The sequence below is a fragment of the Streptomyces sp. NPDC058741 genome, assembly GCF_042746715.1.
Lineage (GTDB): Bacteria > Actinomycetota > Actinomycetes > Streptomycetales > Streptomycetaceae > Streptomyces.
This window is the reverse complement of record NZ_JBHYQH010000002.1, coordinates 121282-133073: the sequence shown is the minus strand read 5'-3', so window position 1 is coordinate 133073 and position 11792 is coordinate 121282. Positions and strand designations below refer to the sequence as shown.

Here is an 11792-nt window from a genome sequence, read left to right as displayed (position 1 = left end):
GACGGCGTAAGCTCCTCAGCCGTTGCCAGCCGTTGATCAGCCGTCCGTCAGCCGTTGTTGTCCAGCACGCCGCGCAGCTCCTGGGGCAGCAGCCTGGAGCAGGACTGCTTCGCCTCGTTCGTGAGGGCGTCGTTCGTGCAGGTGTAGTAGTCCCGGTAGATCAGCTGGGCCGTGAAGGACGCGGCGACCAGGGCGATCGCCAGGGACGCCGTGACCAGACCGCTCACCGCGGCCGTCGTCTGGGGCCGGCCCTGCTGCGCCGGCGCCGGGGCGTCGGGGTCGGACCCGCGGGGCTTGGCGCGCAGGGAGCTGATGGCCCAGTAGAGGGCCAGCGCGCCCAGCAGCAGCGCCACGTACGGCCAGCTGAAGAGGGCGAAGAAGAAGGCCCACATGCCCGAGAGCAGGGCGTAGCGCGCGCGGCGCTGGGCCGGGTCCGTCGGGTCCCAGCGCAGCTTCGGGCCGCCGCTCTGCGGGCCGCCGCCCTGGCCCTCGGGGCCGCCGCGCGGGCGTTCCCCGAAGCCGTCGGGGGAGCGGCCGGGCTGCCGGTCGCTCCACCGGCTGCCCCACGGAGCGCGGTCACGCTCCCCGTCGCCCTGCTCGCCGTCACCTGACGGGCGCCGCGGCTGCCAGGGCCGGTCCGGGGTGCCCTCGGGCGGCGGGGCGAAGGGGTTGTCCTCCTGGGAGCCGCGCCCCCGCCCGTCCCGGCCGTCGCCACCGGACGGGGCGTCGGGCGGTGAGCTGGGGCGCTCCCGCAGCAGCACGGCGCCGCGCTCCCCTCCCTGCACCGGCGGCTGGGGGAACGTGAGGAGGCGCAGGCTGCGGTCCGGCATCAAGTGAGCGTCTTCCCGTGGGTGAGTAGGGGCGGGGTGGACAGGACGGGACGGAGTCGGGCCCCGGGTCCGTCACCTTCTGAACGCACCACGGCCGAACGGCGTTCCCGGCCCGGCTCCGCCCAGACGCTACCTTCCGGCCGCGCCCCCGTCCCCGGGGGGCCGTCCGGTGTGCCGGTATCGTTGCTGACGGTCGGCCGGTTCGTAGGCTTCCCCGTATCCGGGGGTGCGAAGCGTTCGTACGAATGCACCAAGGGCAAGCGCCGGCCGCCTGGACAGACGCTCCCCCGAGAAAGGCCCACCACCGTGGCCGCCAAGCCCGTGGCCCCGCGCGCCAAGCGCCTCGTCGTGCTGGTCTCCGGATCCGGCACCAACCTGCAGGCGCTCCTCGACGAGATCGCCGCGACCGGTGCGCAGGCCTACGGGGCCGAGATCGTGGCCGTCGGGGCGGACCGCGCGGGCATCGAGGGGCTGGCCCGCGCCGAGCGCGCCGGGCTGCCTACCTTCGTGTGCAGGGTCAAGGACTTCGGCGGCCGTGAGGAGTGGGACGCCGCGCTCGCCGAGGCCGTCGCGGCGTACCGGCCCGACCTCGTCGTCTCCGCCGGGTTCATGAAGATCGTCGGCAAGGAGTTCCTCGCGCGGTTCGGCGGGCGGTTCGTCAACACCCACCCCGCCCTGCTGCCCAGTTTTCCGGGGGCCCACGGCGTGCGGGACGCGCTCGCGTACGGCGCCAAGGTCACCGGCTGCACCGTCCACTTCGTCGACGACGGCGTCGACACCGGGCCGATCATCGCGCAGGGCGTGGTGGAGGTCCGGGACGAGGACGACGAAGGCGCTCTGCACGAGCGCATCAAGGAAGTCGAGCGAAGGCTGCTCGTCGAGGTCGTGGGGCGCCTCGCCCGCAACGGCCATCGCATTGAGGGACGAAAGGTAGTTATCCAGTGACCGCCGAGAGCAACAAGCGGCCCCTTCGCCGGGCGCTCGTCAGCGTCTACGACAAGACCGGGCTCGAGGACCTCGCGCGCGGGCTCCACGAGGCCGGGGTCGAGCTCGTCTCCACCGGCTCCACCGCCGCGAAGATCGCCGCTGCCGGCGTCCCCGTCACCAAGGTCGAGGAACTGACCGGCTTCCCCGAGTGCCTCGACGGCCGCGTCAAGACCCTGCACCCGCGCGTGCACGCCGGCATCCTCGCCGACCTGCGCCTGGAGGACCACCGCAGGCAGCTCGCCGAGCTGGGCGTCGAGCCGTTCGACCTCGTCGTCGTCAACCTGTACCCGTTCCGCGAGACCGTCGCCTCGGGCGCCTCGCCCGACGCGTGCGTGGAGCAGATCGACATCGGCGGGCCGTCGATGGTCCGGGCCGCCGCCAAGAACCACCCGTCGGTCGCGGTCGTCACCAGCCCGGCCCGGTACGACGACGTGCTCAAGGCCGTCCAGGACGGCGGCTTCGACCTCGCCGCCCGCAAGCGCCTCGCCGCCGAGGCCTTCCAGCACACGGCCGCCTACGACGTCGCCGTCGCCTCCTGGTTCGCCTCCTCCTACGCGCCGGTCGACGAGTCGGAGTTCCCCGACTTCCTCGGCGCCACCTGGCAGCGCGAGCACACCCTGCGCTACGGCGAGAACCCGCACCAGCCGGCCGCGCTGTACGTCGACGGCGACGGTGGCGGGCTGGCCGAGGCCGAGCAGCTGCACGGCAAGGAGATGTCGTACAACAACTACACGGACACGGACGCCGCCCGCCGTGCCGCCTACGACCACGCCGAGCCCTGCGTCGCGATCATCAAGCACGCCAATCCCTGCGGCATCGCGATCGGCGCGGACGTCGCCGAGGCGCACCGCAAGGCGCACGCCTGCGACCCGCTGTCGGCGTTCGGCGGCGTGATCGCGGTCAACCGCCCGGTCAGCAAGGAGATGGCGGAGCAGGTCGCCGAGATCTTCACCGAGGTCATCGTCGCGCCCGACTACGAGGACGGCGCGCTGGAGGCCCTCACCCGGAAGAAGAACATCCGCGTGCTGCGCTGCCCCGAGGGCCCCTCCGCCCCCGTCGAGGTCAAGCCGATCGACGGCGGCGCGCTGCTCCAGGTCACCGACCGCCTCCAGGCCGGCGGCGACGACCCGGCCGCGTGGACGCTGGCCACCGGGGAGGCCCTCGGCCCGTCGGAACTCGCCGAGCTCGCCTTCGCCTGGAAGGCCTGCCGCGCGGTGAAGTCCAACGCGATCCTGCTCGCCAAGGACGGTGCCTCGGTGGGCGTCGGCATGGGCCAGGTCAACCGCGTGGACTCCGCGAAGCTGGCCGTCGAGCGGGCCGGTGCCGAGCGCGCGGCCGGCTCCTACGCCGCGTCCGACGCGTTCTTCCCCTTCCCGGACGGCCTGGAGATCCTCACCGGGGCCGGCGTGAAGGCCGTGGTCCAGCCCGGCGGTTCGGTCCGCGACGAACTGGTCGTCGAGGCCGCGCGCAAGGCCGGCGTGACGATGTACTTCACGGGGACGCGCCACTTCTTCCACTGACGGCTCCTCACCCGGGCGGTGCCCCGCCGGATCGGCGGTCTCACGCGCCCCGCGTCGGCGACGCCCCGCTCCCCGCACCGTGCGGGGAGCGGGGCGTCACCCGTCCGCGCGGCACCGCCCACCCGCCGTGCCCCACCTCGTCGGCCGCGCGGTCCCACGGCGCTCCGACGTACCTCCGGTGCCGTCGGGGGAAACGCGGCCGGCTTCCCGTCCCGTTCCCGGCAGGGACCGGCGGCTCCGGCGACGGTCAGCGGTCCACCTCGTACCGGCCCACCTCGAGGAAGTGCCGCAGTGCCTCGGGGGTGCCCTCCTCCAGGGCCGCTTCCGCCGCGGCGCGCAGCACGTCGCCGATGGCCGGGTCGGCCAGGATGCGGAACATGCGGATCCGGCGGCCCCGTTCACCGATCTCGCCCCACAGCAGGCCTGGCGGGGTGTAGTCGGGCGTGGAGAAGGCCGGCGTGTAGGCGTGGGTGCCCTTCAGCTCGGCGGCCCTGCCTGCGCCCGGCCCGCACTTCCCCTGGATCCACCCCGGCTCGGCGGCCCTGCCCCCGCCCAGCTCGCCCTGACCCTGTATCCCGCCCGGCTGGACGGACCGACCTCCGCCCGGAGGGAGGGCCGGACCGTTCCTCTGGACCGGGGTGCGGCGGTGGGCAACGTTGTCGGGACGACCGGTGTCGGGGCGGCCGGAATCGTGGTGGCCGGTGCCGGGGTGGTCGGTCGCGCTCCGGCCCGCCGCGCGGCGTGCGCGGGGCGCTCGGGTGGTCCGGGCGCGGTTGCGGTGGTCCTCCGTGGTGGGCGGAGGTGTCACGACGATGCCGTACAAGGTGCTCTCCCCGTGCCTGACCAGCTACCACCGTCAGGGTAGGGCGACGCACCAGGGCCGTGTCCCCCTCGAAAGGGTGAGACACGGCCCTTGGATGTGAAGGGGCGTGAACTGCTCCGGTCGCCCGGCTCGTTCAGTAACGGGGGCGGTTGAACCAGGCCTTGCCGGCCGCGTTCCCGACGAACACCGCGACCAGGATGGCCAGGATCGTGTGCACCAGGCCCACGATGACGAACGGGTAGATGCCGAGGACCGCCGTGATGATGGCGAAGACCAGGACGGTGACGCGGACGCCGTTGCCGCCGCTGCTGAACTTCGTCGCCAGGACGGCCGCGAAGATCATCCACGCCACGCCGAAGACCACGTAGCCCCAGATCACACCGGTCGAGTCACCGACCAGGTCCTGGAAGGCGGTGTTGTCCTTGAGGGACTCGTCGTCCTTCGCGGCGTTGAGCGCGATGGCGGAGAAGGCGAAGATGGCCACGCCGATGAGCTGGAGGCCGACGATGACCCACATCATCACGCGGGCCGCGCTCACCGAGCCGGGCATCGTGGCCGGGGCGGCGGGGCCGCCGCCGTAGGGGGAGACCGGAGGGGCCTGCGGGTAGCCGTAGCCGGGCGCCTGTCCCTGCTGCTGCGGGTGGCCGTAGCCCTGCTGCTGCGGCTGCCCCTGGGGCTGGCCGTAGGGGTTGTTCGGGTCGCCGAAGCTCATGGCGGACTTTCCTCCGTGGTGTTCCGGGTGCGGGGACGACGCGTGGCATCCGCACCGGAGGAAAGTTCTTCAGATTGCGACCGCCCCCCCGTTGAGCTGCCCGCGGCACGTGCCAGGTCATCGTTCTTCACCGGTGACGGGCTTGTCCAGCCGCATTCCCGATGTGTTGTGCAAGTGCAACATCGCTGATCATCGGCGCATGCGGCGGGAGGGGACCCCCGGTGCCCGTATTGCGACCGGATTGGAACAGCGGGCCGGTCATCCGCGAGGATGGGGTCATGACCGCCCAGATTCTCGATGGCAAGGCCACCGCAGCCGCGATCAAGTCCGATCTGACCGCCCGCGTGGCGGCGCTGAAGGAGAAGGGCGTCACGCCCGGCCTCGGCACGATCCTCGTCGGGGAGGACCCCGGCAGCCAGAAGTACGTCGCCGGCAAGCACCGCGACTGCGCGCAGGTCGGCATCGCCTCCATCCAGCGCGAGCTGCCCGCCACCGCCACGCAGGAGGAGATCGAGGCGGTCGTGCGCGAACTGAACGAGGACCCGGCCTGCACCGGCTACATCGTCCAACTCCCGCTGCCCAGGGGCATCGACGAGAACCGCATCCTCGAACTGATGGACCCGGACAAGGACGCCGACGGGCTGCACCCGATGAATCTCGGCCGCCTGGTCCTGAACGAGCCGGCCCCGCTGCCCTGCACGCCCAACGGCGTGCTGACCCTGCTGCGCCGCCACGGCGTGGAGATCAAGGGCGCCGAGGTCGTGGTCGTCGGGCGCGGTGTGACCATCGGCCGCCCGATGCCGCTGCTGCTGACGCGCCGCAGCGAGAACGCGACCGTGACGCAGTGCCACACCGGCACCCGCGACCTGTCGGCGCACCTGAAGCGCGCGGACATCATCGTGGCGGCCGCCGGCTCCGCCCATCTGATCCGCGCCGAGGACGTCAAGCCGGGTGCCGCCGTCCTCGACGTCGGTGTCTCGCGCAGTGCCGAGGGCAAGATCGTGGGCGACGTCCACCCCGACGTGGCCGAGGTCGCCGGCTGGATCTCCCCGAACCCCGGCGGGGTCGGCCCGATGACCCGCGCCCAGCTGCTCGTCAACGTGGTCGAGGCGGCGGAGCGCAGTGTCGGCTGAGCGGAAGGCGCGGAGCGCGGGCGGCGTCGAGGAGGCCGGGGACGGCCGCAGCGGCGCACCGGCCGAGGAGCGTGACCAGGCCGCCCCGAGCGAGCCAAAGGCCCCGAGTGACCAGGCCGCTCCGAGTGACCAGGCCGCCCCGAGCGAGCCGCCCGCGCAGGACGACCCGCCCGCGCAGGACGGGCCGGGTGCGTCCCGGGAGGGCGAGGACGACCTGACCGTCCGGGACGCCGTCAGCGCGCCCGACGGCCAGGGGCGGCCCCGGCGGGTCACCCGGCGGTTCCCCCTGTTCACCAAGGACACCGCGCGGCCCGAGGGCGGTGGCCGCGCGGCGCCCGGGGACGCGCCCGCGCCGGCCCGGCAGTGGCCGGTGCTCTCCGTACTCGGGCTGGTCGGAATCGGACTTCTGGTGACCGCGTTCGACCAGTTCCGGGCTGGAACCCTGCTGATCGGCATCGCCCTGCTCGGCGGCGGGGTGCTGCGCTGGCTGCTGCCGGACGTCGGCATGCTCGCGGTCCGCTCCCGTTTCACGGACCTGGTCACCTACGGCGTGATGGGCAGTGCGATCGTCCTGCTGGCGCTGATGGCGCAGCCGAAACCGCTGCTGCAGATCCCGTTCCTGAAGGACACCCTGCACTTCACGGTCACCAGCGAGTGACGTACGGCGGCCCGTCCTCTCCCCCGAGGAAGGACGGGCCGCCGCCGTGTTCCACCCTCCTGCACGGCGAACGGCCTGATCAACGGCTGTCAGTACGCTGTGGCACGGAAGTGACGGTTCCGGTACGTCCGGCGACCGATTCCGCACGAAGTGGTGCAAACCCGGGTCCGGCGTGGACAATCGGGACGATCCAGGGCCGGTCGCGCGCGGGCTCCCCACTTCTGTGCCCCCCGTCAGGGAACTGAGATCCTCAGGGCGCGCATCCCTGTGGGTAGCCACAACGGGGATCGGCCGAGGCCGCCGCGCGCGGGGCGGAACAGCGCGGGAAACATCAGCACTACCGGGGGGAAGAGGGGGACGCAATGCCTCGTTGGAAGGCCTTGCCGGACGAGCTCGATCCGCAGATCAGGGAGTTCACGAGCCAGTTGCGCAGGCTCGTCGACCGCAGCGGGCTCAGCATCGCGTCGGTGGCGGACCGCACGGGTTACAGCAAGACCTCGTGGGAGCGTTACCTGAACGGCCGGCTGCTCGCGCCCAAGGGCGCGATCGTGGCCCTGGCCGAGGTCACCGGCACCAACCCGCTGCACGTGACCACCATGTGGGAGCTCGCCGAGCGCGCCTGGAGCCGCTCGGAGATGCGCCACGACATGACGATGGAGGCCATCCGGATCTCCCAGGCCCGCGCCGCGCTCGGGGAGTTCGGCGGGCAGGACTTCGGCGCCCCGGCCGACGGCAGGACGTCGTCCGCGGGGGGCGGCTCGGCGGACTCCGCCGGTGGGGGCCGGGGGGCCCGCCGCAGCGGCAGCGCCACGGTCACGCCCGGCGCCACGGGTCCGGCCGGCGTCTCCCCGGCGGTGCCGGCGCAGCCCACGGCTCCCGAGGTCCAGGACTCCTCGGGCGGCGGCGTCCGCGAGGGCGGAGGCGGCGAGGTCAACTCGTGGCGGCTCGCCGGCTACAAAGGCCCGTCGCCGGCGGGCACCGGATCCCGGCCCGGCGCGGGCTCCGGCACCCCCGCGGGACCGTCCCGGACCCCGGACGCCGGGACCCCGCACAACTCCCGGACCCCGGGTGCCGGGACCCCGCACGGCTCCCGGACCCCGGAGGCCGGGACGCCGCACAACTCCCGGACCCCGGAGGCCGGGACCCCGCACGGCTCCCGGACCCCGGAGGCCGGGACGCCGCACAACTGCCGGACCCCGGAGGCCGGGACGCCGCACAACTCCCGGACCCCGGGTGCCGGGAGCCCGTACGGCCAGCCGCAGGACGCCGTCCCCGTCCCCTCGCGCGGTGCGGGCGGCTCCTCCACTCCGGGCGGTTCCCGCGGCCCGGGCGGGTCCGGAGGTTCCGCCGCCGCCAAGCGGCGGACCGTGACGTTCGCCGCGGCCGTCGTGGGCGTGCTCGTGGTCATGGCCGGCGCCTTCCACCTCACCGGCGGCGGTGCTGGCGACGAGGCCGGTGGCGGCACCGCGTCCCCCAAGCCCACGGCCAGCAAGAAGGCCGACCTGCCGCCCGGCGTGAAGTGCAGCGGCGACGGCTGCACCGGCAAGGACGCCGAGGCCATGGGATGCAGCGGTGACCTGGTGACCACCGCGCGGACGGCGACCGTCGGCGCGACCACGGTCGAGGTCCGCTACAGCGAGACCTGCAAGGCCGCCTGGGGCCGTATCACCCAGGCTGCGCAGGGCGACGAAGTCCAGATCAGCTCGGGCAAGGTGAAGCAGGCCGGAAGCATCACCGAGGCCGGCGACGCCATCGCCTACACCCCGATGGTGGCCGTGAAGAGCGCCGCCGACGCCAAGGCATGCGCGACGCTCGCGGCCGGAGGCCGGGGCTGCACCGAGTAGCCGGGCGGCGCTGCGCGAAGTGAGGAGGAATCCCGGCCGGAAACGCGGGCAGGCGAACCGTACCCCCACGGGAGTCCGGCATCGTCGGTATCCCTCAGGCGGCCGTCCTCGTCCCTCTCTCCCGGACGGGCGGCCGCCTCCCGTGCGTGCGTCCGGTACGGCGCCGGGCGGGTTGTGGGCCGGGCCACACCGACCCGGCCGCCCCGGATCCCGGATGCGCGATAGCCTGACCGCTGGTCGATCTCTTGACGCCGAGAGATCGATCAAACGTCCGGGGCAGGGACCCCGCCCCTCCCGCCAGCTGTCCTACGGAGAACGCCATGACCCGCACTCCCGTGAACGTCACCGTCACCGGCGCGGCCGGCCAGATCGGTTACGCCCTGCTCTTCCGCATCGCCTCCGGTCAGCTGCTCGGCGCGGACGTGCCCGTGAAGCTGCGCCTGCTGGAGATCACGCCCGCCCTGAAGGCGGCCGAGGGCACGGCCATGGAGCTGGACGACTGCGCGTTCCCGCTCCTGCAGGGCATCGACATCACGGACGACCCGAACGTCGCCTTCGACGGCGCCAACGTCGGTCTGCTCGTCGGCGCCCGCCCCCGCACCAAGGGCATGGAGCGCGGCGACCTGCTGGAGGCCAACGGCGGCATCTTCAAGCCGCAGGGCCAGGCCATCAACGCCCACGCCGCCGACGACGTCCGCGTCCTGGTCGTCGGCAACCCGGCCAACACCAACGCGCTGATCGCCCAGGCCGCCGCGCCGGACGTACCCGCCGAGCGGTTCACGGCGATGACCCGCCTGGACCACAACCGCGCCCTGACGCAGCTGTCGAAGAAGACCGGCACCCCGGTCTCCGAGATCCGCAAGCTGACGATCTGGGGCAACCACTCCGCCACCCAGTACCCGGACATCTTCCACGCCACGGTCGCCGGCAAGAACGCCGCCGAGGTCGTCAACGACGAGAAGTGGCTGGCCGAGGACTTCATCCCGACCGTCGCCAAGCGCGGTGCCGCCATCATCGAGGCCCGCGGCGCCTCGTCGGCCGCCTCCGCCGCCAACGCCGCCATCGACCACGTCCACTCGTGGGTCAACGGCACCGCCGAGGGCGACTGGGTCTCCATGGGCATCCCGTCGGACGGCTCCTACGGCGTCCCGGAGGGCCTGATCTCCTCCTTCCCGGTGACCTGCAAGGACGGCACGTACGAGATCGTCCAGGGCCTGGAGATCAACGAGTTCTCCCGCGCCCGGATCGACGCCTCCGTCAAGGAGCTCGAGGAGGAGCGCGAGGCGGTCCGCGGCCTCGGCCTCATCTGACACCCCTCCCGGCCGGAGTCCCTCCGCGCCGGCGAGCAGGCCCCGCACCGGTCGGTCGCTCCGGCGCGGGGCCTTCGCGTTTCCCGGCGCCCCGGACGGCACCCCCGCGGCGCCTCGAAGCGCCTTTGGACGGCCCCCGTCAGCGCCCGGCCACCCGCCCGGGTGGTCGGGCGCCGGCGCGTCGGGCGGGAGGCGCCCGACGCGAGCGCTGCCCGCGGCACCGCCAACGACTTCCGGAAGCCCCCCACTTGGTTACGGGGCGTCTTCAGGTCCTGGGTGATTTGCCCATGCTTGCCCGCATCTTCAGTGACACGGCGCACTTTCAGCCACGCAGGCGCATGCATCCGGGGACTCCGGGCAGGCGAACCCGGTCTCGTGGCGGCACCCGTGTGACACAGAGACGCTGATCAAGACGGAAGGCGAACATCGATCATGGCGGCAAGTACCGAGCTTCAGGCGACTCAAACCATCCACGCGGCAGGAGAATGGCGGGCTGCCGTTTCCGGCGCCACGCGCGAGATCCTCGACCCCGCTGACGCCCTGCCCTTCGCCGTGGTCGCGGAGGGCGACGAGAAGGACACCGACCTCGCGGTGGCCGCCGCCCGCAGCGCCTTCGACGAGGGCCCGTGGCCGCACACGCCTGTCACCGAGCGCGCCGCGCTGCTGCGGCGCGTGGCCGACCTGCTCGTGCGGGACCGCGAGGAGCTCGGCCGGCTGGAGGCGCGCGACGCGGGCAAGACCGTCGAGGAGGGGCGCGTCGACGTCGACTGCGTCGCCGACGCCTTCCGCTACTTCGCCGACCTGGTCGCAGGGGAGGCCCCCGGCCGGGTCGTCGACGCGGGCTCGCCCGACATCCACAGCGTCGTCGTGCACGAGCCCGTCGGCGTCTGCGCGATGATCACGCCCTGGAACTACCCGCTCCTGCAGGCCAGCTGGAAGATCGCCCCCGCCCTCGCCGCCGGCAACACCTTCGTCGTCAAGCCGAGCGAGATCACGCCGATGACGACCATCGCGCTCATCGAGCTGCTCGTCGAGGCGGGCTTGCCCGAAGGGGTCGCCAACATCGTCACCGGGCCCGGCCACACCGTCGGCGCGCGGCTGGCCGAGCACCCCGACGTCGACCTCATCTCCTTCACCGGCGGCCTGGTCAGCGGCACCAAGGTCGCCCAGGCCGCCGCGCCCACCGTCAAGAAGGTCGCCCTCGAACTCGGCGGCAAGAACCCCAACGTCGTCTTCGCCGACGCCTGCGCCACCGAGGAGGGCTTCGACACCGCCGTCGACCAGGCCCTCAACGCCGCCTTCATCCACAGCGGCCAGGTCTGCTCGGCCGGCGCCCGCCTCATCGTCGAGGAGTCGGTCCGGGACCGCTTCGTCGCCGAACTCGCCCGGCGCGCCCAGAAGATACGCCTGGGCCGCGGCACCGAGGAGGGCGTCGAGTGCGGCCCGCTCGTCTCCGAGCAGCAGCGCGCCAAGGTCGAGGGCTACGTCGAGTCCGCCCTCAAGGAGGGCGCGGTGCCGCGCTCCGGCGGCAAGCGCCCCGAGCCGTCCCCGCAGCGCCCCGAGAACGGCTACTTCTACGAGCCGACGGTCCTCGACCACTGCCACCGCGAGATGCGCGTCGTGCGGGAGGAGGTCTTCGGACCGGTCGTCACCGTCGAGACCTTCCGCACCGAGGACGAGGCCGTCGCCCTCGCCAACGACACCGAGTACGGCCTCGCGGGCGGCGTCTGGACCTCCGACCCGGGCCGCGCCCGCCGCGTCGCCGGCCGGCTGCGCCACGGCACCATCTGGATCAACGACTTCCACCCCTACCTCCCGCAGGCGGAGTGGGGCGGTTTCGGCAAGAGCGGGGTGGGCCGCGAACTCGGCCCGGCCGGGCTCGCCGAGTACCGCGAGACCAAGCACGTCTACCAGAACCTCGCACCCAAGCCGGTGCGCTGGTTCGCGGGCTGAACCCGCCCGGCCCGCACGACCT

General features: G+C 73.3%; 9 protein-coding genes and 1 pseudogene. 7 read left to right on the top strand and 3 right to left on the bottom strand.

Annotated features, from left to right (window positions below; genetic code table 11):
* Positions 1 to 47 precede the first annotated feature (47 nt).
* Entirely contained in the window at positions 48 to 830 is a 783-nt protein-coding gene (locus tag ACFW6P_RS02075; RefSeq protein ID WP_386422726.1) for a hypothetical protein, read from the bottom strand.
* A 306-nt stretch (positions 831 to 1136) separates the two neighbouring features.
* Between ACFW6P_RS02075 and purN the strand changes: the two genes are divergently transcribed.
* Positions 1137 to 1775 carry a phosphoribosylglycinamide formyltransferase gene (gene purN, locus ACFW6P_RS02070; protein ID WP_386351545.1) on the top strand — a complete coding sequence of 213 codons (639 nt, stop codon included), beginning with the start codon at positions 1137 to 1139 and terminating at the stop codon, positions 1773 to 1775.
* Entirely contained in the window at positions 1772 to 3337 is a 1566-nt protein-coding gene (gene purH, locus ACFW6P_RS02065; protein ID WP_386351542.1) for a bifunctional phosphoribosylaminoimidazolecarboxamide formyltransferase/IMP cyclohydrolase, read from the top strand. Before purN ends, purH begins: the two co-directional genes overlap by 4 nt.
* Before the next feature lie 247 nt (positions 3338 to 3584).
* On the opposite strand, the pseudogene ACFW6P_RS02060 reads toward purH, so the two are convergent.
* Positions 3585 to 3827 (bottom strand): annotated as a pseudogene (locus tag ACFW6P_RS02060) (hypothetical protein); the annotation flags it as partial.
* A 466-nt stretch (positions 3828 to 4293) separates the two neighbouring features.
* Positions 4294 to 4872: a hypothetical protein gene (locus ACFW6P_RS02055; RefSeq protein WP_386351539.1), complete on the bottom strand. Its 579-nt coding sequence runs from the start codon at positions 4870 to 4872 to the stop codon at positions 4294 to 4296.
* Between the two features lie 278 nt (positions 4873 to 5150).
* On the opposite strand from ACFW6P_RS02055, the gene ACFW6P_RS02050 reads away from it, so the two are divergent.
* The 5 genes from ACFW6P_RS02050 to ACFW6P_RS02030 all read left to right on the top strand — a co-directional run bounded on the left by ACFW6P_RS02050 (position 5151) and on the right by ACFW6P_RS02030 (position 11770).
* Positions 5151 to 6005 carry a bifunctional methylenetetrahydrofolate dehydrogenase/methenyltetrahydrofolate cyclohydrolase gene (locus ACFW6P_RS02050; protein ID WP_386351536.1) on the top strand — a complete coding sequence of 285 codons (855 nt, stop codon included), beginning with the start codon at positions 5151 to 5153 and terminating at the stop codon, positions 6003 to 6005.
* A complete protein-coding gene (locus tag ACFW6P_RS02045) occupies positions 5995 to 6663 on the top strand; it encodes a DUF3017 domain-containing protein (RefSeq protein ID WP_386351533.1) in 669 nt (222 codons plus the stop codon). The genes ACFW6P_RS02050 and ACFW6P_RS02045 overlap by 11 nt, the downstream gene beginning before the upstream one ends.
* A 362-nt stretch (positions 6664 to 7025) precedes the next feature.
* Positions 7026 to 8507 (top strand): DUF2690 domain-containing protein, encoded by a 1482-nt coding sequence (locus ACFW6P_RS02040; protein WP_386422724.1) that lies wholly within the window; start codon positions 7026 to 7028, stop codon positions 8505 to 8507.
* A gap of 320 nt (positions 8508 to 8827) precedes the next feature.
* Complete coding sequence (locus ACFW6P_RS02035; protein ID WP_386351528.1) at positions 8828 to 9817, top strand: malate dehydrogenase; 990 nt, start codon at positions 8828 to 8830, stop codon at positions 9815 to 9817.
* A gap of 432 nt (positions 9818 to 10249) precedes the next feature.
* Complete coding sequence (locus ACFW6P_RS02030) at positions 10250 to 11770, top strand: aldehyde dehydrogenase family protein (RefSeq protein WP_386351525.1); 1521 nt, start codon at positions 10250 to 10252, stop codon at positions 11768 to 11770.
* Positions 11771 to 11792: the final 22 nt, after the last annotated feature.

What these genes read in the sequence shown, in the direction of transcription:
- ACFW6P_RS02050 (WP_386351536.1), top strand. Translation starts at nt 5,151, where the DNA reads ATGACCGCCCAGATTCTCGATGGCAAGGCCACCGCAGCCGCGATCAAG.
- ACFW6P_RS02055 (WP_386351539.1), bottom strand. Translation starts at nt 4,872, where the DNA reads ATGAGCTTCGGCGACCCGAACAACCCCTACGGCCAGCCCCAGGGGCAG.
- ACFW6P_RS02040 (WP_386422724.1), top strand. Translation starts at nt 7,026, where the DNA reads ATGCCTCGTTGGAAGGCCTTGCCGGACGAGCTCGATCCGCAGATCAGG.
- ACFW6P_RS02075 (WP_386422726.1), bottom strand. Translation starts at nt 830, where the DNA reads ATGCCGGACCGCAGCCTGCGCCTCCTCACGTTCCCCCAGCCGCCGGTG.
- ACFW6P_RS02035 (WP_386351528.1), top strand. Translation starts at nt 8,828, where the DNA reads ATGACCCGCACTCCCGTGAACGTCACCGTCACCGGCGCGGCCGGCCAG.
- ACFW6P_RS02030 (WP_386351525.1), top strand. Translation starts at nt 10,250, where the DNA reads ATGGCGGCAAGTACCGAGCTTCAGGCGACTCAAACCATCCACGCGGCA.